The sequence below is a fragment of the Pseudomonas retamae genome (genome assembly GCF_043496865.1).
Classification (GTDB): Bacteria; Pseudomonadota; Gammaproteobacteria; order Pseudomonadales; family Pseudomonadaceae; genus Aquipseudomonas; species Aquipseudomonas retamae.
In genome coordinates, this window is the sequence record NZ_JBIEIL010000003.1 from 707,734 (window position 1) to 731,024 (window position 23,291).

The 23,291-nt window shown below is 61.2% G+C and carries 23 protein-coding genes; 10 read left to right on the forward strand and 13 right to left on the reverse strand.

Going from position 1 to position 23,291, the window contains the following annotated elements:
• Positions 1–85 precede the first annotated feature (85 nt).
• Positions 86–805: a response regulator transcription factor gene (locus tag ACGSLL_RS08340; RefSeq protein WP_394504787.1), complete on the reverse strand. Its 720-nt coding sequence runs from the start codon at positions 803–805 to the stop codon at positions 86–88.
• A gap of 159 nt (positions 806–964) precedes the next feature.
• On the opposite strand from ACGSLL_RS08340, the gene ACGSLL_RS08345 reads away from it, so the two are divergent.
• Positions 965–2,497, forward strand: coding sequence for a sensor histidine kinase (locus tag ACGSLL_RS08345; protein WP_394504789.1), 1,533 nt, complete (start codon positions 965–967; stop codon positions 2,495–2,497).
• 168 nt (positions 2,498–2,665) lie between these two features.
• Here ACGSLL_RS08345 and ACGSLL_RS08350 read toward each other — a convergent pair whose 3' ends face one another.
• The 4 genes from ACGSLL_RS08350 to glyQ all read right to left on the reverse strand — a co-directional run bounded on the left by ACGSLL_RS08350 (position 2,666) and on the right by glyQ (position 7,077).
• A complete protein-coding gene (locus tag ACGSLL_RS08350; RefSeq protein WP_394504791.1) occupies positions 2,666–3,445 on the reverse strand; it encodes a lysophospholipid acyltransferase family protein in 780 nt (259 codons plus the stop codon).
• A gap of 83 nt (positions 3,446–3,528) precedes the next feature.
• A complete protein-coding gene (gmhB, locus tag ACGSLL_RS08355; RefSeq protein ID WP_394504793.1) occupies positions 3,529–4,068 on the reverse strand; it encodes a D-glycero-beta-D-manno-heptose 1,7-bisphosphate 7-phosphatase in 540 nt (179 codons plus the stop codon).
• 4 nt (positions 4,069–4,072) lie between these two features.
• Positions 4,073–6,127 carry a glycine--tRNA ligase subunit beta gene (gene glyS, locus ACGSLL_RS08360; protein ID WP_394504795.1) on the reverse strand — a complete coding sequence of 685 codons (2,055 nt, stop codon included), beginning with the start codon at positions 6,125–6,127 and terminating at the stop codon, positions 4,073–4,075.
• Positions 6,124–7,077, reverse strand: coding sequence for a glycine--tRNA ligase subunit alpha (glyQ, locus tag ACGSLL_RS08365; protein ID WP_003187265.1), 954 nt, complete (start codon positions 7,075–7,077; stop codon positions 6,124–6,126). Before glyQ ends, glyS begins: the two co-directional genes overlap by 4 nt.
• Positions 7,078–7,158: 81 nt before the next feature.
• On the opposite strand from glyQ, the gene ACGSLL_RS08370 reads away from it, so the two are divergent.
• The 3 genes from ACGSLL_RS08370 (at position 7,159) to ACGSLL_RS08380 (ending at position 8,967) form a co-directional block, all read left to right on the forward strand.
• On the forward strand, positions 7,159–7,716 hold the full coding sequence (locus ACGSLL_RS08370) for a DNA-3-methyladenine glycosylase I (protein WP_394504798.1): 558 nt from the start codon (positions 7,159–7,161) through the stop codon (positions 7,714–7,716).
• A 41-nt stretch (positions 7,717–7,757) separates the two neighbouring features.
• Positions 7,758–8,645 (forward strand): lysophospholipid acyltransferase, encoded by an 888-nt coding sequence (locus ACGSLL_RS08375; protein ID WP_394504801.1) that lies wholly within the window; start codon positions 7,758–7,760, stop codon positions 8,643–8,645.
• Between the two features lie 82 nt (positions 8,646–8,727).
• Positions 8,728–8,967 (forward strand): PilZ domain-containing protein, encoded by a 240-nt coding sequence (locus ACGSLL_RS08380; RefSeq protein ID WP_394504803.1) that lies wholly within the window; start codon positions 8,728–8,730, stop codon positions 8,965–8,967.
• Between the two features lie 3 nt (positions 8,968–8,970).
• Here the strand turns inward: ACGSLL_RS08380 and ACGSLL_RS08385 are convergent, their stop codons facing one another.
• The 5 genes from ACGSLL_RS08385 to def form a co-directional block, all read right to left on the reverse strand.
• On the reverse strand, positions 8,971–9,285 hold the full coding sequence (locus tag ACGSLL_RS08385) for a tetratricopeptide repeat protein (protein WP_206414377.1): 315 nt from the start codon (positions 9,283–9,285) through the stop codon (positions 8,971–8,973).
• 150 nt (positions 9,286–9,435) lie between these two features.
• Complete coding sequence (gene trkA, locus ACGSLL_RS08390; RefSeq protein ID WP_090287869.1) at positions 9,436–10,812, reverse strand: Trk system potassium transporter TrkA; 1,377 nt, start codon at positions 10,810–10,812, stop codon at positions 9,436–9,438.
• Between the two features lie 22 nt (positions 10,813–10,834).
• Complete coding sequence (gene rsmB / locus ACGSLL_RS08395; RefSeq protein WP_394504806.1) at positions 10,835–12,145, reverse strand: 16S rRNA (cytosine(967)-C(5))-methyltransferase RsmB; 1,311 nt, start codon at positions 12,143–12,145, stop codon at positions 10,835–10,837.
• A complete protein-coding gene (gene fmt, locus ACGSLL_RS08400; protein ID WP_394504808.1) occupies positions 12,142–13,101 on the reverse strand; it encodes a methionyl-tRNA formyltransferase in 960 nt (319 codons plus the stop codon). The genes rsmB and fmt overlap by 4 nt, the downstream gene beginning before the upstream one ends.
• Before the next feature lie 57 nt (positions 13,102–13,158).
• Positions 13,159–13,665, reverse strand: a complete 507-nt coding sequence (def, locus tag ACGSLL_RS08405) for a peptide deformylase (protein WP_090287876.1) — start codon at positions 13,663–13,665, stop codon at positions 13,159–13,161.
• 161 nt (positions 13,666–13,826) lie between these two features.
• On the opposite strand from def, the gene ACGSLL_RS08410 reads away from it, so the two are divergent.
• The 4 genes from ACGSLL_RS08410 to ACGSLL_RS08425 all read left to right on the forward strand — a co-directional run bounded on the left by ACGSLL_RS08410 (position 13,827) and on the right by ACGSLL_RS08425 (position 17,560).
• Entirely contained in the window at positions 13,827–14,852 is a 1,026-nt protein-coding gene (locus tag ACGSLL_RS08410; protein WP_394504811.1) for a LysM peptidoglycan-binding domain-containing protein, read from the forward strand.
• Between the two features lie 80 nt (positions 14,853–14,932).
• The gene (gene dprA, locus ACGSLL_RS08415; protein ID WP_394504813.1) at positions 14,933–16,033 is read left to right on the forward strand and encodes a DNA-processing protein DprA; all 1,101 of its coding nucleotides are present in this window, start codon (positions 14,933–14,935) and stop codon (positions 16,031–16,033) included.
• A gap of 54 nt (positions 16,034–16,087) precedes the next feature.
• A complete protein-coding gene (locus ACGSLL_RS08420; protein WP_394504815.1) occupies positions 16,088–16,645 on the forward strand; it encodes an L-threonylcarbamoyladenylate synthase in 558 nt (185 codons plus the stop codon).
• A gap of 240 nt (positions 16,646–16,885) precedes the next feature.
• The gene (locus ACGSLL_RS08425; RefSeq protein ID WP_394504817.1) at positions 16,886–17,560 is read left to right on the forward strand and encodes a hypothetical protein; all 675 of its coding nucleotides are present in this window, start codon (positions 16,886–16,888) and stop codon (positions 17,558–17,560) included.
• A gap of 64 nt (positions 17,561–17,624) precedes the next feature.
• Here the strand turns inward: ACGSLL_RS08425 and ACGSLL_RS08430 are convergent, their stop codons facing one another.
• Positions 17,625–18,602 carry an NADPH:quinone reductase gene (locus ACGSLL_RS08430; RefSeq protein WP_394504819.1) on the reverse strand — a complete coding sequence of 326 codons (978 nt, stop codon included), beginning with the start codon at positions 18,600–18,602 and terminating at the stop codon, positions 17,625–17,627.
• Positions 18,603–18,755: 153 nt separating this feature from the next.
• Here ACGSLL_RS08430 and hemF point away from each other — a divergent pair, with 153 nt between their 5' ends.
• Both hemF and aroE read left to right on the forward strand, forming a co-directional pair.
• Entirely contained in the window at positions 18,756–19,670 is a 915-nt protein-coding gene (gene hemF / locus ACGSLL_RS08435) for an oxygen-dependent coproporphyrinogen oxidase (RefSeq protein WP_394504821.1), read from the forward strand.
• A gap of 9 nt (positions 19,671–19,679) precedes the next feature.
• Positions 19,680–20,501 carry a shikimate dehydrogenase gene (gene aroE, locus ACGSLL_RS08440; protein ID WP_394504823.1) on the forward strand — a complete coding sequence of 274 codons (822 nt, stop codon included), beginning with the start codon at positions 19,680–19,682 and terminating at the stop codon, positions 20,499–20,501.
• 115 nt (positions 20,502–20,616) lie between these two features.
• Here the strand turns inward: aroE and ACGSLL_RS08445 are convergent, their stop codons facing one another.
• Positions 20,617–22,185, reverse strand: a complete 1,569-nt coding sequence (locus tag ACGSLL_RS08445; protein WP_394504825.1) for a SulP family inorganic anion transporter — start codon at positions 22,183–22,185, stop codon at positions 20,617–20,619.
• A 170-nt stretch (positions 22,186–22,355) separates the two neighbouring features.
• Complete coding sequence (choX, locus tag ACGSLL_RS08450; RefSeq protein ID WP_394504827.1) at positions 22,356–23,276, reverse strand: choline ABC transporter substrate-binding protein; 921 nt, start codon at positions 23,274–23,276, stop codon at positions 22,356–22,358.
• Positions 23,277–23,291 lie beyond the last annotated feature (15 nt).

Consider the following 23,291-nt stretch of genomic DNA (forward strand, 5'->3'; position numbering starts at 1 on the left):
GGTTGACGTCAACGAAAAAGGCCAACGCATTGCGTTGGCCTTTTTTATTTCCATACGCCTGGTGCGTCTTCTGGCTCGCACTGGTTCACTCGACAGCAGATGTCACACTCTCCAACCGATACCCATACCCATAAATCGTCAACAACTGCCAACCCCGATCCGCGGTCAGCCCAAGCTTGTTCCTCAACCGATAGATATGCGTATCGAGCGGTCGTGACGAGGCCATCTCTTCATGTGGCCAAAATCGCTCATAGAGATAATCCCGCGACAACGGTCTACCCAGATTACTGAACAGGCACCGGGCGAGCCGATACTCGCGCTCAGTCATGAGGATAGGCTTGCCCTCGCGGGTGACGGTCAGTTCGGCATCATCAAAAGTCAGGTCATTGAAGCTCAGCACTTCGTTGGCAGCGGCACGTGGCTGGCTATGCCGACGCAGTACCGCTGCGACTCGCGCTTTCAGTTCATTTGGCCGAAATGGCTTGCTCACATAGTCATCGGCGCCGGCGTTCAACGCCTGAACGATATCGCTCTCGCCATCGCGACTGGTCAGCATGATCGCCGCTGGAGGCGCATCCATGTGTTCGCGGGTCCAGCGCAGCAGCGCGAGGCCGGTGAGGTCGGGCAGTTGCCAGTCAAGGATCAGCAGGTCGAAGGTTTCCCGGCGCAGTTGCCGCAGCAGGTCTTCACCGCGCTCGAAGCTGTGCAGCGACCACGGTTGTTCGCCAGCTTCAGCCATCTGTTGCAGGGTTTGCTCGACCCGGCGCAATTCGGCGGGTTCGTCATCCAGTATTGCAACACGCATACGCGGTGGCTCCTTGTTGCTTGGGCAGTTGGCGTCAACTGTAGTCGCTTGGCCAGTGCGGTGAAAGTAAGCGACCCTCGTCCATGACGTCCGCTATGATTCTTCGGATCTACGTCTCAGACCAGTGGCCCATGAAACCATTCACCCTGCTCTCTTCCCATGAACAATAATCGTCGGCGCGAGAGCCGAATACCGAGTCAGGTGCAACGACTGTTTCGCCAGTTGGTACGCGAATGGCTGTGGATAAGCCTGGTGCTGTTACCGCTGACTGGGATGCTGTCCTATCACGCGCAGACCAGTTTGCAGGGGATCTCGCCGACGACGGGCGCGTCGTTATCGGTCGGGCTGGTGGCCGCCGTTCTCGGTGTATTGTTATGGCGCCCGCGCTGGGCGTTGTGGATCACCCTGACGGGCATGGCCTGCGCACTGTTGCTCAGTGCCGCTCTGGCGCAGGCGCAACGCTGGTGGTCGCCGACGCCGACCGTGCTGGGCATGTTGTTCGGTTATCTTATCTGGAACTGGCGACGCCTGAGTGTGGTGCTGACCTACTTCGGTTGGGAACTGGCGCGGTTGGACAGCGAGCCAAAGGTGTTTCCGGAGCGGCGGCGTTCGCAGTTCAACGGTACCGATCGCTTGCAGGGCCAGATCATGGCGCTGGAACAAGCCATGAGCCGAACTCGAGATACCCGGCGCTTCATCGCCGATGGCCTCGAATACCTGCCGGTCGCCACGCTGATCAGCGACCCCAAGGGGCAAATTCTGTTGGGTAACCGCAAAGCGCGCGAGCTATTCGAAAACAATCTGGTGGGCAACGATGTGCTCGATCAGTTGGCCGGCCTGGGCTACCCGGAATTATCCACAATGCCGCGCCCGCCATTGTCAGCTATGCCGCTGCTGGAATTTCGCGATCACAAGGAGCGCAGCCTGCGTCTGGAGCGTGCGGCATTGCTGACGGCCGACGGCGATACGCCCATTGGTTGGCTGCTCAGCCTCACCGATCTCAGCGCCGAACGCGCTGCCGAAGAACAACGCAGTGTTTTGCTACGCTTCCTCTCCCATGATTTGCGTGCGCCCCATTCAGCCATCCTGGCGCTGCTCGACGTGCATCGCCATCAGGCCGGCGTCGATTCGCCACTGTTCGAGCAGATCGAACGTCAGGTCCGCCGCGCACTGGACCTGACGGACGGCTTCGTTCTATTGGCACGGGCGGAGTCCGAGGCCTATCAGTTTCAGCCAAGCCTGTTTGCGATGCTGGTGCTGGACGTGCTCGATCAAGCGCTGCCCATCGCTCAGCAAAAACGTATCGAACTGCGGCATGCCATGGATGAGCAATCTCAGGAACGCCTGGTCATGGCTGATCAAGGCTTGCTGACCCGCGCGTTGTTCAACCTGTTGGAAAACGCGATCAAATACAGCCCGGCAGGTTCTGCGGTTCATTTACGTGTCAGTTGCCACGAGCAATGGCTGCGTTGCGAAATGATCGATCAGGGCAAGGGGATCGCCGAGGAGGAATTGCCTGAACTGTTCAGCCAATACCGGCGCTTTTCCTCCGCGCAGGGCATTGATGGCATAGGGCTGGGCCTGTCGATGGTCAAAGCGGTGATCGATCACCACGGCGGCAGCATTGAATGCCACAGCGTGATCGACCGAGGCACCACGTTCCTGTTGCATTTACCGTTGATTGCCGAATAAACAGGCACAAAAAAACCGGCTATATCAGGCGGTTTTTTTACATCGAAAATAAACTTATGCACGGTTTTCGATGTTAGGCGATCGTAAAAAAAACCATTTTAAATCAACGTATTACATCGAACTTGATGGCGTTTTAAAGTAAACCGTACACAGGTTATCCACAAAATGTCAGGCAGGCACTTGCTCATTGGTCACCGGCGCTTGCGGCGTCGGCGGCAGCGAGCCCATTTCCTGCTGCGTCTTTTCATTCCAGGCCTGGACCCGGTCGTTCAGCTCGGCAATCGCGCGGGGGCCAGTGCCTTCGGCGTACATAGGTTCGCCGATCACCACGGTGATCACCCCGGACTTCTTGCCCCAGCCAACTTTCGGCCAGAATTTCCCGGCATTGTGCGCAATCGGCAGCACCGGAAGCGCCGCATTCACCGCCAGCGCACTGCCGCTACGCGAGAATTTGCCGATAGTGCCGTAAGGCACCCGCGTTCCTTCTGGGAAGATCAGCACCCAGACGTTGTCCTTGAGCAGCTCATCGCCCTTGGCCGCGACTTGCTTGAGAGCGGCTTTCGGGTTGTCGCGATCGATCGCGATCGGCCGCAGCATGGCCATGGCCCAGCCGAAGAACGGCACGTACAGCAGTTCGCGCTTGAGCACTTGGCTCAATGGCGAGAAATAAGCCGAGAGAAAGAACGTCTCCCATGTGCTCTGGTGGTTCGATTGAATCACGCAGGGCCGGTCAGGCACGTTTTCCGCGCCTTTGATTTCGTAGCGGATGCCAAGGAACACCTTGGTCAGCCACAGGGCGCAACGGCACCAGTACACGTTGATGAAACGATAGCGCGCCTTGAAGGACAGAAACGGCGCGATGAAAAAGCTCAGGCTGCACCACAGCAACGCTGTTGTGCCCAGCAGCAGATAGAAAACAAAGATTCTGAAGGCCCGCAGTATCGACATGGCGACGGTTACCGTTACGGGGCAATGCCCGACTGTTCAAGCGCACTCCCGAGCAATCCCTGGCCAGGAAATTCAGAAGTACTCTAGTTGTGGATAAGTTCTGCGGCAATCGCCGCCAGATCGTCAAAAATCAGAGTGCCAACCGGCAGGGTTTTGCCCTGAGTCTTTTCGCCTTTCCCGGTCTTTACCAAAACTGGCTGTGAATCGACGGCTTTGGCAGCCTCCAGGTCACCAAGGCTGTCGCCGACGAACCAGACGTTGGTCAACGGCACCTGGTAATGCGCGGCGATGGTTTTCAGCATGCCCGGTTTCGGTTTGCGGCAATCGCAGCCTTCGTCCGGCCCATGCGGGCAATACACGATCAGCCCGACTTCGCCGCCCTGCTCCGCGACCAGCTCGCGCAGGCGCGCGTGCATGGCCTCGAGGGTGGCGAGGTCGTAATAGCCGCGAGCAATGCCCGACTGGTTGGTGGCCACTGCCACCGTCCAGCCGGCCTTGCTCAACTGCGCAATCGCTTCGATCGAGCCAGGAATGGGAATCCACTCTTGCACCGATTTGATGTAAGCGTCGGAGTCGTAATTGATCACCCCGTCCCGATCGAGAATCAGCAGTTTCAACAGCAATCCCTCAACCCAGCAGCGAAATGTCGGCAACGCCGAGGAACAGACCGCGCAGACGCGCCAGCAGCGCGTAACGGTTGGCCCGCACATTGGCGTCGTCGGCATTGACCATCACAGCGTCGAAGAACGCATCCACCGGCTCACGCAATGCCGCCAGGCGTGCCAGTGTTTCGTTGTACTGACGCGCCGCGGCCATTGGCTGCACCGCCTGATCCGCTTGCTGGATCGCCGAGTACAGCGAGAACTCGTTGGCGTTGTCGAAGTACTTGGCTTGCACCTCGGTCGGCACCGAACCTTCGACCTTGCTCAACAGGTTCGATACACGCTTGTTGACGGCCGCCAGCGCTGCCGCTTCCGGCAGTTTGCGGAATGCCTGCACCGCTTGCACACGCTGGTCGAAATCCAGCGCCGAGCCCGGCTTCAGGGCACGCACCGACAGATAGGTGGCAACATCGACGCCTTCGTCTTCGTAACGCGCACGCAGACGGTCGAAAATGAACTCCAGCACCGCTTCGTTGAGGCCGGCAGCCTTGACCTTGGCGCCGAACGCGTTCACCGCGAAAGCCACGGCGTCGTTCAGGTCCAGATCCAGTTGTTTCTCGATCAGGATGCGCAGCACGCCGAGTGCCGCACGGCGCAGGGCGTACGGGTCTTTGCTGCCGGTCGGCAGCATGCCGATACCGAAGATGCCGACCAGCGTGTCGAGCTTGTCGGCGATCGCCACCGCTGCACCGGTCAGGGTCGCCGGCAGTTCCGCACCGGCACCGCGTGGCATGTACTGCTCGTTCAATGCCAGCGCGACGTCCTGCGGCTCGCCGTCATTGAGGGCGTAGTAGTAACCGGCGACGCCTTGCATCTCCGGGAACTCGCCGACCATTTCGGTGGCCAGGTCGCACTTCGACAGCAGGCCGGCACGGGCCGCCCACGAAGCGTTGCCGCCGATGCGCGCGGCGATGTACGCCGCCAGTTTCGAGACGCGCTCGGCCTTGTCGTAGACGCTGCCGAGTTTTTCCTGGAACACCACGTTCTGCAGGCGTAGGTTGAAGTCTTCGAGCTTCTGCTTCTTGTCTTGCTTGAAGAAGAACTCGGCGTCGGTCAGACGTGGGCGAACCACTTTCTCGTTACCGGCGATGATCTGCTGCGGGTCTTTGCTCTCGATGTTGGCCACAGTGATGAAACGTGGCAGCAACTTGCCGTCGGCATCCAGCAGGCAGAAATACTTCTGGTTGTCCTGCATGGTGGTGATCAGCGCTTCTTGCGGCACGTCGAGGAAGCGTTCCTCGAACGAGCACACCAGCGGCACTGGCCACTCGACCAGCGCAGTCACTTCGTCGAGCAGCGCCGGCGGTACGATCGCGGTGCCTTCCTGGCGGGTCGCCAGTTCTTCGGTGCGCTTGCTGATGATCTCGCGACGCTCGTTGGCATCGGCCAGTACGTAGGCGGCACGCAGGTCGGCGAGGTAGCTCGAGGGCGAACCGATGCGCACGTTTTCCGGATGGTGGAAACGGTGGCCACGGGAGTCACGGCCAGCCTTCTGCGCAAGGATCGTGCAGTCGATGACCTGGTCACCGAGCAGCATTACCAGCCATTGCGTCGGACGTACGAACTCTTCCTTGCGTGCACCCCAACGCATGCGTTTCGGGATTGGCAGGTCGTTCAGCGAATCTTCGACGATGGTCGGCAGCAGGCTCGCGGTCGGCTTGCCGGCGATGTTCTGGCTGTAGCGCAGTTTCGGTCCGCTCTGATCGATCTCGCTCAGCTCCACGCCACACTTCTTGGCGAAGCCCAGCGCGGCCTGCGTCGGATTGCCGTCAGCGTCGAATGCGGCCTGACGTGGCGGGCCGTCGAGGTTGATGCTGCGATCCGGCTGCTGAGTGGCCAGGGCGGTGATCAGCACAGCCAGACGCCGGGGTGCGGCGTAAACGGTTTTGCTCTCGTAGTTCAGGCCAGCGGCTTGCAGGCCCTTGTCGATACCGGCGAGGAACGCCTCAGCCAGGGTGTTCAGGGCTTTGGGTGGCAGTTCTTCGGTGCCCAGTTCAACCAGAAAATCTTGCGCACTCATTGTGCAGCCTCCAGCTTGGCCAGTACTTCGTCACGCAGGTCCGGGGTCGCCATCGGGAAGCCCAGCTTGGCGCGGGCCAGCAGGTAGGCTTGCGCAACGGAACGCGCCAGGGTGCGTACGCGCAGAATGTATTGCTGACGCGCGGTCACCGAGATCGCCCGGCGCGCATCCAGCAGGTTGAAGGTGTGCGAGGCCTTCAGAACCATTTCGTAGCTCGGCAACGGCAGCGGCTGGTCGAGTTCGATCAGGCGCTTGGCTTCGCTTTCATAGAAGTCGAACAGTTCAAACAGCTTGTCGACGTTGGCGTGTTCGAAGTTGTAGGTGGACTGTTCCACCTCGTTCTGGTGGAACACGTCGCCGTAGGTGACTTTGCCGAACGGACCGTCAGCCCAGACCAGGTCGTAGACCGAATCCACGCCTTGCAGGTACATCGCCAGGCGCTCGAGACCGTAGGTGATCTCGCCGGTTACCGGGTAGCACTCGATGCCGCCTGCTTGCTGGAAGTAGGTGAACTGAGTGACTTCCATGCCGTTGAGCCATACTTCCCAGCCCAGACCCCAGGCGCCGAGAGTCGGCGATTCCCAGTTGTCTTCGACGAAGCGGATGTCGTGGACCAGCGGGTCGAGGCCGACATGCTTGAGCGAGCCCAGGTACAGTTCCTGGAAGTTGTCCGGGTTCGGCTTCAGTACGACCTGGAACTGGTAGTAATGCTGCAGACGGTTCGGGTTTTCGCCGTAGCGGCCGTCAGTCGGACGGCGACTTGGCTGCACGTACGCGGCGTTCCAGGTTTCCGGGCCGATGGCGCGCAGGAAGGTCGCGGTGTGGAAAGTGCCGGCGCCTACTTCCATATCGTAGGGCTGAAGTACCACACAACCTTGCTCGGCCCAGTATTGCTGGAGCGCGAGGATCAAGTCTTGGAAGGTACGCACGGCTGGCGTAGGCTGGCTCACGAAATTCACCTGTTTCTTGGGCTGCGATTTAAAGAGCGGGAGTATACCCGATTCGTTGCTGCGCACGCCCCCTGGAGCCTTATGCCACGCTGCTTTTGGTGTACCGAAGATCCGCTGTACATGGCTTATCACGATCAGGAGTGGGGCACGCCGCTACGCGATGCGCAGGGTTTGTTCGAGTTGCTTTTGCTCGAAGGGTTCCAGGCCGGGCTGTCCTGGATCACCGTGCTGCGCAAGCGCGAGCGTTATCGCGAGGTGCTGTTCGGCTTCGACGTGCAGCGTGTAGCGCAAATGAGCGACGCCGAAATCGACGAATTGATGCTCGATCCGGGGATCATCCGCAACCGCCTCAAACTCAACGCCGCCCGCCGTAATGCCCAGGCCTGGCTGGCGCTGGAGGACCCGGTGGCGTTGCTCTGGTCGTTCGTTGGCGACCAACCGATCATCAATCATTTCAAGGATCGCAGCGAAGTCCCGGCGATCACCCCCGAAGCGCTGGCGATGAGCAAGGCCCTGAAAAAGGCCGGATTCACCTTCGTCGGTCCGACCATTTGCTACGCGTTGATGCAGGCCTCGGGCATGGTCATGGACCACACCCAGGACTGCGACCGCTACGCGCAGTTGGTCAACGCCGGTTAGAATGCCCGCCTCGCGCACAGCACAAAGATCAGGAGTGACCTGTGGAAAAGTTTAAAGGCGCCTTGCTGGTAGGCGCTCTGCGGCTGTTTGCCCTGCTGCCATGGCGGGCGGTGCAGGCCGTGGGTTCGGCGATCGGCTGGATCATGTGGAAGACCCCCAACCGTTCCCGCGATGTGGTGCGGATCAACCTTGCCAAATGTTTTCCGCAGATGGACCCGGCCGAGCGCGAGCGTCTGGTCGGCCAGAGCCTGAAGGACATCGGCAAGTCGCTGACCGAAAGTGCCTGCGCGTGGATCTGGCCGGCGCAGCGCTCGATCGATCTGGTCCGTGAAGTCGAAGGCCTCGACGTATTGAAAGAGGCGCTGGCCTCGGGCAAAGGCGTGGTCGGCATCACCAGCCACCTGGGCAACTGGGAAGTGCTCAACCACTTCTATTGCAGCCAGTGCAAACCGATCATTTTCTACCGCCCACCCAAGCTCAAGGCGGTGGACGAGTTGCTGCGCAAACAGCGCGTGCAACTGGGCAACAAAGTCGCTGCATCAACCAAGGAAGGCATCCTCAGCGTTATCAAGGAAGTGCGCAAAGGTGGTGCAGTAGGCATTCCGGCTGACCCGGAACCGGCCGAATCCGCCGGGATCTTCGTGCCGTTCTTCGCCACCCAGGCGCTGACCAGCAAGTTCGTACCGAACATGCTCGCTGGCGGCAAAGCAATCGGCGTGTTCCTGCATGCCCTGCGACTGCCCGACGGCTCTGGCTACAAAGTGATCCTCGAAGCCGCGCCCGAAGCCATGTACAGCACGGATACCGCTGAGTCTTGCGCGGCCATGAGCAAAGTGGTCGAACGCTACGTTGCGGCGTATCCAAGCCAGTACATGTGGAGCATGAAACGCTTCAAAAAACGTCCACCGGGCGAAGCGCGCTGGTACTGAGCACGATAGACGAGATTGGCATGATCTGTGGATAACCTCAGCATCGAAGTTATCCACAACCGTTCATTCAAGGGCGCAGCAGATGTCCGAACAACGCAAGTCGTTTCGTATCAAGATCACCCACGACAGCTTGGGCGAATGCCTCGGGCAGACGCGCAACCTGTCGCCCACCGGCGTTTACGTTCAGCATCCGCGTCTGGCGTCGTTGCCCAAGGGGGCGGTGGTGTATGGTCAGGTGCAAGACTTACCCACAGGTGCGCCGCGAGTGCGTATGGAAGTGGTCACGGTGGATGCTGAAGGGATCGGCTTGCGCTATTTGTAAGATCTATCGGGCCTGGCGCTCGAGCTTCTTCAGAAATACCGACATTTCCTTCTCCGCCTGCTTGTCGCCATGGGCGCGGGCCGCTTCCAGGCCCTGTTCCCAGGCTTGCCGCGCGGCAGCAGAATCGCCCAGCGCCAATTGAGCCTTGCCTAATAATTTCCACGCCGCCGAGTATTTCGGATCGAATGCCACGCAGCGCTGAAAATGCTCGGCGGCCTTGGCATTTTCGCCCAGATCCAGATAACCCTTGCCCAGGCCGAAGCGCAGCAGAGCGTTATCCACACCCTTGGCGAGCATTTTTTCCAGGGATTCGAGCATCCGTTGATCTCCTTTTTTCTGTGGCGCGTCAGGACCATCTTCAAACCTGCGGGGCCGCCTTCGCGAGCAGGCTCGCTCCCACAGAGGAAACGCATTCCAAATGTGGGAGCGAGCCTGCTCGCGAAGGGGCCAGTGCCGTCAACGCAAATTTCAGAAGAAGCTCAGTCCCACATGAAACAACTTCTCCACATCGCGAATATGCTTTTTATCCACAAGGAACAGAATCACATGGTCACCCGCTTCGATCACCGTGTCGTCGTGGGCAATGATCACCTGTTCGTTGCGGATCACCGCGCCGATGGTGGTGCCCGGCGGCAGGCCGATTTTCTCGATCGGTTTGCCGATGACCTTGCTCGACTTGGCATCGCCGTGGGCGATCGCCTCGATGGCTTCCGCCGCCCCCCGGCGCAATGAGTGCACGCTGACGATATCGCCACGGCGCACGTGGGCCAGCAAGGTGCCGATGGTCGCCAGTTGCGGGCTGATCGCGATATCGATATCGCCGCCCTGAATCAGATCGACGTAGGCCGGGTTGTTGATGATCGTCATGACCTTCTTCGCCCCGAGCCGTTTGGCCAGCAGCGAAGACATGATGTTGGCTTCGTCATCGTTGGTCAGGGCGAGGAAGATATCGGCGTCGGCGATGTTCTCTTCCAGCAGCAGGTCGCGGTCCGAAGCGCTGCCCTGCAGCACCACAGTACTGTCGAGGGTATCGGAGAGGTAACGGCAACGCGCCGGGCTCATCTCGATGATCTTCACCTGATAACGGCTTTCGATGGCTTCAGCCAGGCGCTCGCCGATTTGCCCGCCGCCGGCGATGACGATGCGCTTGTAGGTTTCGTCGAGGCGGCGCATTTCGCTCATCACCGCGCGAATATCCTCACGGGCGGCGATGAAGAACACTTCGTCGTCGGCCTCGATCACCGTGTCGCCCTGCGGCAGGATCGGCCGGTCACGGCGGAAAATCGCGGCGACGCGGGTTTCGACGTTCGGCATGTGTTCGCGTAGCTGGCGCAGTTGCTGGCCGACCAGCGGCCCGCCGTAATAGGCGCGCACCGCCACCAGTTGCGCCGCGCCTTCGGCGAAGTCGATCACCTGCAAGGCGCCGGGATGCTGGATCAGGCGCTTGATGTAGTTGGTCACCACCTGCTCGGGGCTGATCAACACGTCGACCGGAATCGCCTCGTTCTGGAACAGTTGCTCTTCGCGATTGAGATACGACGCTTCGCGCACCCGGGCGATTTTCGTCGGGGTGTGGAACAGCGTGTGCGCGACCTGGCAGGCGACCATGTTGGTCTCGTCACTGTTGGTCACCGCGACCAGCATGTCGGCGTCGTCGGCGCCGGCCTGACGCAATACCGAAGGCAGCGAGCCACGGCCCTGCACGGTGCGGATGTCAAGGCGATCGCCGAGGTCGCGCAGGCGCTCGCCGTCGGTGTCCACCACGGTGATGTCGTTGGCCTCGCTGGCCAGATGTTCTGCCAGCGAACCGCCGACCTGTCCTGCACCGAGGATGATGATTTTCATCCAGTCACTCCGTTGAATCCGTTTAGCCGCGCGCGGCAGTGATCTTGATCAGCTTGGCGTAGTAGAACCCGTCATGCCCGCCCTGCTGGGCCAGCAATTGGCGACCATGGGGCTGTTTGATGCCGGCCGCAGTGGCCAGGTCCAGCTCCCGTGCTCCCGGCGTACGCTCGAGGAACGCGGCGATCACTTCAGTATTTTCGGTCGGCAGCGTCGAGCAAGTGGCGTAGAGCAGGATGCCGCCGACTTCGAGGGTTTGCCACATCGCGTCGAGCAGCTCGCCCTGCAGTTGCGCGAGGGCGGCGATGTCGTCGGGTTGCCGCGTCAGCTTGATGTCCGGGTGCCGGCGGATCACCCCGGTGGCCGAGCACGGCGCGTCGAGCAGGATGCGCTGGAACGGTTTGCCGTCCCACCACTTCGCCGTATCACGACCATCGGCAGCGATCAGCTCAGCGCTGAGGCCGAGGCGTTCAAGGTTTTCCTTGACCCGCACCAGACGCTTGGCTTCCAGATCCACCGCCACCACGCCGGCCAGCGCCGGTTCGGCTTCGAGGATGTGGCAAGTCTTGCCGCCGGGCGCGCAGCAGGCGTCGAGCACGCGTTGGCCCGGCGCCAGATCGAGCAGTTCGGCGGCCAGTTGCGCGGCTTCGTCCTGCACGCTGATCCAGCCCTCGGCGAAACCCGGCAGGCTGCGGACATCGGCAGCGGCTTCGAGGACGATGCCGTCGCGGCTGTACACGCAGGGCGTTGCGGCAATCCCGGCCTCAGTCAGCAGGCCGAGGTAGGCATCGCGGCTGTGATGACGGCGGTTGACCCGCAGGATCATCGGCGGATGTGCGTTGTTTGCCGCGCAAATCGCTTCCCATTGCTCAGGCCAGAACGCCTTGAGGGACTTTTGCAGCCAGCGCGGGTGTGCCGTGCGCACCACCGGGTCGCGTTCCAGTTCGGCGAAAATCGTTGCGCTTTCGCGCTGGGCATTGCGCAGCACGGCGTTGAGCAGGCCTTTGGCCCAGGGTTTTTTCAACTTTTCAGCGCAACCGACGGTTTCGCCGATGGCGGCGTGGGCCGGCACGCGGGTGTAGAGCAATTGGTAGAGACCGACCAGCAGCAACGCCTCGACATCAGCGTCGGCGGCCTTGAACGGTTTCTGCAACAGCTTCTCGGCCAATGCCGACAGGCGTGGCTGCCAGCGCGCAGTGCCGAAGGCCAGATCCTGAGTGAAACCGCGATCGCGATCCTCGACCTTGTCCAGTTGCGTCGGCAGAGAACTGTTCAGCGAAGCCTTGCCGCTGAGTACGGCGGCAAGTGCCTTGGCGGCGGCCAGACGCGGGTTCATTGAGCGTCCACCGCAGCACCGAGCACGGTGCCGACGGCGAATTTCTCGCGACGGCTGTTGAACAGGTCACTGAAATTCAGCGCTTTGCCGCCGGGCAGTTGCAGGCGGGTCAGGCACAGGGCTTGTTCGCCGCAGGCAACGACCAGACCGTCCTTGCTGGCGCTGAGGATTTCACCTGGCGCTCCTTTGCCTTCGGCGAGATTCGCCGCCAGCACTTTCAGCGCTTCACCGTTGAGGGTGCTGTGGGTGATCGGCCATGGATTGAAGGCACGCACCAGACGTTCCAGTTCAACCGCAGGACGGCTCCAGTCGAGGCGTGCCTCATCCTTGTTCAATTTGTGCGCGTAGGTGGCGAGCGCGTCGTTCTGCACTTCGCCTTCCAGGGTGCCGGCGGCGAGACCCGCAATGGCCTGGATCACGGCGGGCGGGCCCATTTCGGCGAGGCGATCATGCAAAGTGCCGCCGGTGTCGTCGGCGCTGATCGGCGTGACGACCTTGAGCAGCATCGGTCCGGTGTCGAGCCCGGCCTCCATGCGCATCACGGTCACGCCGCTTTCTGCATCACCGTGTTCCACGGCGCGTTGAATCGGCGCCGCACCGCGCCAGCGTGGCAACAGCGAGGCGTGGCTGTTGATGCAGCCCAGACGCGGAATATCCAGCACCGCTTGCGGCAGGATCAGGCCGTAAGCGACCACCACCATCAGGTCCGGCTGCAATGCTGCCAGTTCGGCTTGAGCATCGGCATTGCGCAAGGTCGGCGGCTGCAACACCTGGATATGGTTTTCCAGGGCGAGCTGTTTGACCGGGCTCGGCATCAGTTTCTGCCCGCGACCGGCCGGGCGATCCGGCTGGGTGTACACCGCGACGATCTCGTACGGGCTGTTCAGCAGGGCCTTGAGGTGCTCGGCGGCGAATTCCGGGGTGCCGGCAAAAACGATGCGCAATGGCTCAGTCATGAAGGGCGTCTCATAAAATGAAAAAGGCTTGCCGCAGCAAGCCTTTGAAGAGGGGCATCAAGCGTTCTGGCGGTGCAGCTTTTCCAGCTTCTTCTTGATCCGGTCGCGTTTGAGCGTGGACAGGTAGTCGACGAACAATTTGCCGTTGAGGTGGTCGCATTCGTGCTGGATGCACACCGCGAGCAGGCCTTCGGCGATCAGCTCATAGGGCTTGCCGTCGCGGTCCAGCGCCTTGATCCTGACCTTTTGCGGGCGATCGACGTTTTCGTAGAAACCGGGTACCGAGAGGCAGCCTTCCTGGTACTGGTCCATGTCTTCGGTCAACGGTTCGAACTCGGGGTTGATGAACACCCGCGGCTCGGTCCGGTCTTCGGAAAGGTCCATGACCACGATGCGTTTGTGCACGTTGACCTGGGTCGCGGCAAGGCCGATGCCCGGCGCTTCATACATTGTTTCAAACATGTCATCGACCAACTGACGCACTTCGTCGTCCACTACAGCCACAGGCTTGGCGATAGTGCGCAGACGCGGGTCCGGGAATTCGAGGATGTTTAAAATGGCCATAGGCTTTGATTGCTGCACACGTTGAGTAAAGTCGGGTCGATGGCCTGGCAGGTCCGAAGATGCAGGCTACCGTTGTGAAGCGTAGCTTGTGCAGTTTGCCCAAGCGAGCCACGGGGGCTCTGACGGTTCACGCGAACGCATATGATAAAGGGATTCACGGCATGAGGAAAACACTACTCGCCCTGCTGCTTCTGGCTTCGGCCGGCGCGGCGCAAGGGCAAGTGCAACTCAGGGAAGGTTTTCCACAGCAATACACGGTGGTTTCAGGGGACACGCTCTGGGACATTTCCGGCAAATACCTGCGCGAGCCCTGGCAATGGCCGCAACTGTGGCGGGCCAATCCGCAGATCGATAACCCCAACCTGATCTATCCCGGCGACACGCTGACGCTCAGCTACGTCAACGGCCAGCCGCAACTGACTGTCAACCGTGGCGAGTCGCGCGGCACCATCAGACTCTCGCCACGCATCCGCACCAGCCCGGTGGCCGAGGCGATTCCGAGCATTCCGCTGAAGTCCATCAACAGTTTTCTGCTGAGCAACCGCATCGTCGACAAGGCTGAAGATTTCGACAAGGCGCCGTACATCGTCGCTGGCGACGCCGAGCGCGTGCTCAGCGGCACCGGTGACCGCATCTTCGCCCGTGGCCATTTCGACCCGGAACAACCGGTGTATGGCATCTTCCGCCAGGGCAAGGTCTACACCGATCCGCAGACCCAGGAATTTCTCGGGATCAACGCCGACGACATTGGCGGCGGTGAAATCGTCGCCACCGAGGGCGACGTCGCCACCCTCGCGCTGCTACGCACCACGCAGGAAGTCCGCCTCGGTGACCGCTTGTTCAGCGGCGAAGAACGCTCGATCAATTCGACCTTCATGCCCAGCGCCCCCGCCCGCGATATCAACGGGGTGATTATCGACGTACCGCGCGGCGTTACGCAGATCGGCGCGATGGACGTGGTCACGTTGAACAAGGGTAAACGCGACGGCCTCGCCGAGGGCAACGTGCTGGTGGTGATGAAAACCGGCGAAACCGTGCGCGACCGGATCACCGGCCAGCCGCTGAAAATTCCCGACGAACGCGCCGGGTTGCTGATGGTGTTCCGCACCTACGACAAACTCAGCTATGGCTTGGTGCTCAACGCATCGCGCTCGCTGGCGGTGCTCGACAAAGTGCGTAATCCGTAAGCTTGCTCAACAAGTTACCAACAGAGTTATCCACAGCTTGTACCAAAAGGTTCGGGCCTTATATCGATCAAGGATGATCCATGATGTCTCCTGTCTGTACACCGGTTTCCCCTGCGGAGCTGGAAGCACGCTTGCGCCTGCACCGCTTGCCGGATGTCGGTCCCAAGCGCTTCGCCAAATTGCTCGAAGCCTTCGGCTCGGCCTCCAAAGCCATCAGTGCGCCGGCCGGCGCCTGGCGTTCGCTGGGTTTGCCGGCGGCGTGCGCTGAGGCTCGGCGCTGTCCCACGGTTCGCGACGGTGCCAGCCATGCAATGCGCTGGCTAGAGCAGCCGGGCCAGCATTTACTGATGTGGGACCAGGCGGATTATCCGGCGCTGCTGGCGCAGATCCCGGATCCGCCACCGTTGTTGTTCGTTGCCGGCGAGGCGCAGATTCTGGAAAAGCCGCAACTGGCGATGGTGGGAAGCCGTCGCGCTTCGCGTCCGGGCATGGATACCGCCGCGGCGTTTTCCCGTAGCCTCGCCGGGGCCGGATTTGTCATCACCAGCGGGCTGGCACTGGGCATCGATGCAGCTGCCCATCAGGCGGCGCTGGACGTTGGCGGGCTGACCGTCGGGGTACTCGGGACGGGCCTGGAAAATTTTTATCCACAGCGAAACCGGGGGCTGGCCGAGGCGATGATGGCGTCCGGCAGCGCCGTGCTTTCCGAGTTTCCGCTGGACGCCGGGCCGACCCCGAGCAACTTTCCACGGCGTAACCGGATCATCAGCGGTTTGTCGCTGGGGGTGCTGGTGGTTGAGGCCAGCGTCGCCAGTGGTTCATTGATTACCGCGCGGCTGGCGGCGGAACAGGGGCGTGAGGTTTATGCGATTCCCGGGTCGATTCATCATCCGGGTGCTCGCGGCTGTCATCAGTTGATTCGTGATGGCGCGGTGCTGGTGGAAACCATCGAACACATCCTCGAAGCCCTGCGCGGTTGGCAGCATGTGTCGCCATCCACAGATCCAGCGAACGCCGATCATCCATTGCTCGCCCTGCTTCACGCCGCTCCGCACACCAGCGAAGCGCTGGCCGATAGCTGTGGCTGGGCCTTGCCCAAAGTGTTGGCAGCACTGACCGAGCTGGAAATGGACGGCCGGGCGGTCTGCGAAAACGGTCGTTGGTTGGCCAGGGCACGCTAGGTTTTACATGCAGGATAGGTAAACTGCGCGAAACCTGATTGCGGAGAGTTTTTCATGGTCAACAGTTGGCGTGTGCAACAAGCCGCGCGAGAGATTCGCGCCGGGGCGGTGATTGCCTATCCAACCGAAGCCGTCTGGGGGCTGGGTTGCGACCCGTGGAATGAAGAGGCCGTGGACCGGCTGCTGGCGATCAAGAACCGCTCGGTGATCAAGGGGCTGATTCTGGTCGCCGACAACATTCGCCAGTTCGACTTCCTGTTCGAGGATTTCCCGCAGGAGTGGATCGACCGCATGGCCAGCACCTGGCCGGGGCCGAATACCTGGCTGGTGCCGCACCAGGGCTTGCTGCCCGAATGGGTAACCGGTATCCACGACACCGTGGCATTGCGGGTCAGTGATCATCCGCAAGTGCGCGACCTGTGTTCCATGGTCGGGCCGCTGATTTCCACCTCTGCCAACCCGCAGGGGCGTCCGGCTGCGCGTACGCGCCTGCGTGTCGAGCAGTATTTCCGTGGTCAAATCGACCTGGTGCTTGGCGGGCAACTGGGTGGGCGCAAGAACCCCAGCGTGATCCGCGACCTGGCGAGCGGCAAGGTCATTCGTCCCGACTGACCCGACTTCAAACGATATGAATGTGCGTACTCCTCGGCTTGATGGCGAGGAGTACTACGCATGCCTGCGATTTTTCCTGCAACATGGGCTTGCTCTCGTGTTAGAAAATTCGCCAACTGCCCGCATTCATTGACTTTTCCCACCTGATTATCAGACCTCCTGGCGTGGCGGAATCGCCAAAAGCAACCATCCTTTCCCTGCACTCGAAACACTTCGATAAGTAAGGACTGCGGAGAAAGAATGGACACTACGGATTTGCAACTCACGGATTACCTGCAAACGCTTCAGGCGACGTTAAAGAGTCATCACGAGGGTTGCCGTATCGTGACGCTTGAAGCGGGATCGGATACCCAGGACTTTGATCGATTCATCGATCGACAATTTCGGCTGCGGCTGCAGCATTACATGCTGTCCTCACGTGCGCGGCTGCTCGAAACGCAACTGGCGATCAGGTCGCGCAGTACGCACTTTCTTCTGTACCGCCACGACCAGTTGCTGGCGGTACTGCGGGCCACTCCGGCGCCCTTCGAATGGGCCTTGCTGGCGCAGCAACATGTATCGCCCACGGTGGCGCTGTCGCGGCATATCGAATTCAGCCGCTTGATCTCATACTCGACTCATCAACTGCCCATAGCGGTCAACGGCCTGTTGGCAGCCGCTGCCGAGTGGGCGATCAGGAATGGCTATCAGGGCGTCACGGCACTGTGCAGGTCGCAGCAGCTGCGCTTTTACCAACGCTTCGGCCTGATGCCGATCGCTTCCAACGCCCTGCACATCGATCAGCGCGCACGCGGCGATTACTGGGTGTTGTCAGCCGAGTGGCGGCAGATTCTCGCGGCGGTGCAGCAGCCGGATCAGGCGATGGTTAGCCGTGTGGTGCAGAAACCGTTGGCGTGTCATCCGCCAGGTTTCTGAAGGCGCTCGCGTTGTCTTGCCAGCCGTGGTGCCAAACCCCGGCTGGCAAAACGTCGAGGTGTTTTCAGGGCAGCAGAACGGTGGAGCCGGTAGTGCGCCGCGCCGACAGTTCGGTTTGCGCCTTTGCCGCCTCGGCCAGCGGATAACGCTGGCTGATGTCCACCCTCAACTTGCCGCTGGTGATCATCTCGAACAACTCATCGGCCATGCGCTGCAGGTTCTGGGCGTTGTTGGCGTAAGTCGCCAGGGTCGGCCGGGTGACATACAGCGAGCCTTTGGCGGAAAGAATGCCCAGGTTCACCCCGTCAACCGCGCCGGAAGCATTACCGAAACTCACCACCAGGCCCCGCGGCGCAGCGCTGTCGAGGGAGGTCAGCCATGTGTCCTTGCCGACGCCGTCATACACCACCGGGACTTTTTTGCCGTCGGTCAATTCCAGCACGCGCTGGGCAACGTTTTCGTGACTGTAATCGATCGTCGCCCAGGCGCCATTGGCTTTGGCCAGTTCAGCTTTTTCTTTGGAGCTGACCGTACCGATCAGCTTCACTCCGAGCGCCTTGGCCCACTGACAGGCGAGCGAGCCGACGCCACCGGCCGCAGCGTGAAACAGAATGGTCTCGCCACCCTTGAGTTCGTACGTCTGGCGCAGCAGATACTGCACGGTCAGGCCCTTGAGCATGACGCCGGCGGCCGTCTCGAAACTGATGTCGTCGGGCAGGTGCACCAGATTGTCCTGCGGCAGCACGTGCAATTCGCTGTAAGCACCCAGCGGGCCGGTGCCGTAGGCCACGCGATCGCCAACCTTGAACCGGGTGACTTCGCTGCCGACTGCATCGACGATGCCTGCGCCTTCAGCGCCCAGCCCGGACGGCAAGGCAGGCGGCGGATACAGGCCGCTGCGGAAATAGGTGTCGATGAAGTTCAGGCCGATGGCCTTGTTCGCCACCCGCACCTGATTCGGGCCGGGTGTAGCGGGTTCGTAATCAACATATTCGAGCACTTCGGGACCGCCGTGGGCGCGGAACTGGATACGCTTTGCCATCTGCCTGCTCTCCTTGGGGCTTTTTGTAAGCCCCCTATCCAACTCCCATGCTTGATCTTCGTCAACTGCGGCGGGCCGTTGTGCGATGGTATGCTACGCGCCCATTTGCGCCGCCCCGCCTGCGGAGAGCGCCGCCCGATTCAAGGTGAAGCCATGACGACCCGCACCGACGCCGTAAAGGCCTATCTGCTCGACCTGCAAGACCGCATCTGCGCCGCTCTGGAAGCCGAAGACGGCGGCACGCGCTTCGTCGAAGACGCCTGGACCCGGCCCGCCGGCGGTGGCGGTCGTACCCGGGTGCTGGAGAACGGCACGCTGATCGAAAAGGGCGGGGTGAATTTTTCCCATGTGTTTGGCAGCGGCCTGCCACCCTCGGCCAGCGCTCACCGGCCGGAACTGGCCGGCCGCGGTTTTGAAGCACTCGGTGTGTCGCTGGTGATCCACCCGCATAACCCGCATGTACCGACCTCCCACGCCAACGTGCGGTTTTTCATCGCCGAGAAGGAAGGTGAAGAGCCGGTCTGGTGGTTCGGCGGCGGTTTTGACCTGACCCCGTATTACGGCAATGAACAAGACTGCATTCATTGGCACCGCGTTGCCGAACAGGCGTGTGCGCCGTTCGGTGCTGACGTGTATCCGCGTTACAAGGCCTGGTGCGACACCTATTTCCATATCAAGCATCGTCATGAGCCGCGCGGCATTGGCGGGCTGTTTTTCGATGACCTGAACGACTGGGACTTCGACACCAGCTTCGCCTTCATGCGCGCCATCGGCGACGCCTACATCGAGGCGTACCTGCCAATCGTGCAGCGCCGCAAAAATGATCCATTCACCGCCCAACAGCGTGAATTTCAGGAATTCCGTCGTGGCCGTTACGTTGAGTTCAACCTGGTTTACGACCGCGGCACGTTGTTCGGGCTGCAATCGGGTGGGCGTACCGAGTCGATCCTGATGTCCCTGCCGCCGCAAGTGCGCTGGGCTTACGACTGGAAGGCCGAGCCCGGCAGCGAAGAAGCGCGCCTGACCGAGTACTTCCTGCAAGATCGCGACTGGCTCGCCGAAGCCTGAGGAGCCCTGATGGATCGCTACGTTGTTTTCGGCAACCCGATCGGCCACAGCAAATCGCCGCTGATTCACCAACTGTTCGCGCAGCAGACCGGCGAGCAACTTGAATACCGCACCTTGCTGGCGCCGCTTGATGACTTTTCCGGCTGCGCCATGGCGTTTTTCCAAGAAGGCCGCGGCGCCAACGTCACTGTGCCGTTCAAGGAAGACGCCTATCGCCTGGCCGATAGCCTGACCCTCCGAGCGCAACGCGCCGGCGCGGTGAATACCTTGAGCAAACTGGCCGATGGCTCGCTGCTCGGCGACAACACCGATGGTGCCGGGCTGGTGCGCGATCTGACAGTGAATGCCGGGTTCAGCCTGACAGGTAAACGCGTCCTGCTGCTCGGCGCCGGGGGGGCAGTGCGCGGTGCGCTGGAGCCGCTGCTGGCAGAAAAACCGGTGTCGCTGATCATTGCCAATCGCACGGTGGACAAGGCCGAGTTGCTGGCAGAGTCATTTGGCGATCTGGGTCCGGTGTCGGCCAGCGGTTTCGACTGGTTGCGCGAGTCGGTCGACGTGATCATCAACGCCACCTCGGCCAGCCTCACCGGTGACGTGCCGCCGATTGCCGCAAGCCTGATCGAACCGGGCAAGACCCTGTGCTACGACATGATGTACGGCAAGGAGCCGACCGCCTTCTGCCGTTGGGCCAGTGAACATGGCGCCGCGCTGTCGATGGATGGTCTGGGGATGCTGGCTGAGCAGGCGGCCGAGGCGTTTTACCTGTGGCGCGGTGTGCGCCCGGACACGGCGCCGGTGCTGGCCGAACTGCGCCGCCAGCTCGCGCAATAGTCCCCTGTGGGAGCGAGCCTGCTCGCGAAAGCGGTCTATCTGACACATCGACTGCGGATGTGCCACCGTCTTCGCGAGCAGGCTCGCTCCCACAGGTTATTCGGTGTTCTCGAAGTCAATCTTCAAACCTGATCGGGCACTTCTCCGGCCCTTCGAGCTTGCGCAATTCCTCCACCACCTGCGGCCGCGCCCGACGCAAGGTCAGGCTGCGGTTCTGGCGCAGCAGGCGTCGCGCCTCCTGGTGCAGCATTTCCACCCCCGAATAGTCGATGAAATTGATCTGCTGCGCTTCGATCACCACCCGTTCGCCGTGCATGCGTTGCAGACGCACTTGCAGGTAATGGCTGGCGCCGAAAAAGATCGACCCGCCGACCCGCAGCACATCGTCTTCGCCGTCGCGCCAGTGTTGCACCCGTGGTTGCGAGGTGCGCTTGAGGTAGAAGAACAGCGAGGCCAGCACACCGGCATAAATGGCGGTCTGCAATTCCAGCAGCAACGTGGCGAGGCAGGTCAGGGCCATCACCACGAATTCGGCGCGGCTGACCCGCAGCAATGCCCGAATGGCGCGATGGTCAATCAGGCCCCAGGCAATCAGCAGAATGCTCCCGGCCATCGCCGGGATCGGAATGTGCGCAATCAGCCCTGCGCCAAACATCGCAAACAGCGCCACCCACAGCGCCGAAAACACCCCGGCCAAGGGCGAGCAGGCGCCTGCCTCATAACTCAGGCCTGAGCGGGTAAACGAGCCGGCGGACAGCGAGCCAGAAAAAAACGCGCCGACGATATTCGACAAACCCTGCGCACGGACTTCCTGGTTGGCATCAAGTAACTGTTGCGACCGCGCGGAAATCGAGCGCGCGATCGACAGGCTGGTGACCAGGCCAAGCATGCCCACTGCCACCGCGCTTGGCAGCAGGCGCAAGACCAGGTCAAGGTCCAGCGGCAAGGCACTGAACGGCGGCAAACGCCCGACAAAGGCGCTGACCAGTTGTACATGGCCGAACATCGCCGGCCACAGCCAGACCAGCAAACTGGCCAATACGAGGGTGATCAGCAGCGTCGGCCAGCGCGGCAGCCAGCGTTTGAGCACGATGCCGACCAGCACCGTGGCCACGCCGACTACCAGCGAAGGTTTATCCACCGCCTGCAGTTGCTGGAGCAGATCGAGCAGGCTCGCCAGCGCCGTGGCTTTGGCTGGCAACTCGAGCCCCAGCAGGTTCGGCAACTGACCGATGGCAATCACCACCGCCGCGCCGAGGGTGAACCCCAGCACCACGGAATGCGAAACGAAATTCACCAGCGCGCCGAAGCGCAACAAGCCGAGCAGCCACTGGAAGATCCCGGCGAGCACGGTCAGCAACAGAATCAGCGTGATGTAGTCTTGCGATGCCGGGACGGCCAAAGGGCTGACGCTGGCAAACAGCACAATCGAAATCGCCGCCGTCGGGCCGCAGATCAGATGCCAGGACGAACCCCACAGACAGGCAATCAGCACCGGGACAATCGCTGCATACAGACCGTACTCGGGCGGCAGGCCGGCGATCAGCGCGTAGGCGATCGACTGCGGTAACGCAAGAATCGCCCCGCTGAGCCCGACGATCAGATCCCGTCCGACGCTGGCGCGGGTTTGCCGTGGCAGCCAGGTGAGGAAAGGAAAGAGAGAGTGGCGGCTGGGGAAGGCCATGGGTCCTCGCAGATGAAATTTTAAACAAGGGTATCAGCCCTTACGCCGATCATTCCCACGCTCTGCATGGGAATGCAGCCGGGACGCTCTGCGTCCCATTCAAAGCCGAACGCGGAGCGTCCGTTGAGGCATTCCCACGCGGAGCGTGGGAACGATCTGTGCGCGCTAAATCAAAGCTTGGCCTTCACCGCCGCCAACGCATCCTTGCCATCCGCCGTCTTCACCCCATCCAGCCATTTATCCAGCACCGCCGGATTGGCCTTGATCCACGCCTTCGCCGCCTCGGCATTGCTGATCTTCTTGTTCACCGCCTCGGCCATGATGCTGTTTTCCATCTCTTGAGTGAACGCCAGGTTGGTCAGCAACTTGCCCACGTTCGGGCAGGCCTCGGCGTAACCCTTGCGCGTCAGCGTATAAACGCTGCCGGTGCTGCCGAAGTACTTCTCGCCGCCCTTCAGGTAATGCATTTTCAACTGCACGTTCATCGGGTGTGGGGTCCAGCCGAGGAAGGTGACGAACTTCTGCTTCTTCACCGCACGCGAGACTTCCGCCAGCATCGCCTGTTCGCTGGACTCGATCAGCTTCCACTGGCCCATGTCGAAGTCATTTTTCTTGATGATCTCCTGCAGGGAAATGTTCGCTGGCGCACCGGAGCCAATGCCGTAGATCTTGCGGTCGAACTTGTCGGCGTATTTGTTCAGGTCGGCAAAATCATGCACACCCGCGTCCCACACGTAATCCGGCACGGCGAGGGTGAACTCGGTGCCTTCGAGGTTCTTCGTCAGCTGCGTGACATCACCGGTGGCGACGAACTTGTCGTAGAAGCCTTGCTGTGCCGGCATCCAGTTGCCCATGAACACATCCACCTGGCCGTCCTTCAGACCGCCAAAGGTGATCGGCACGGCGAGGGTGTCGATCTTCGCTTTGTAACCCATGCCGTCGAGCAGGAACCCGGTGATGGCGTTGGTCGCCGCGATGTCGCTCCAGCCCGGATCGGCCATTTTCACCGTGCCGCAGCTCTGTTCGGCAAACGCCGAAGCGCTGCTCAATGCGATCAGACCAACCGTTACGACTATGGATAACTTGCCCATGGACTTCCCCTTACA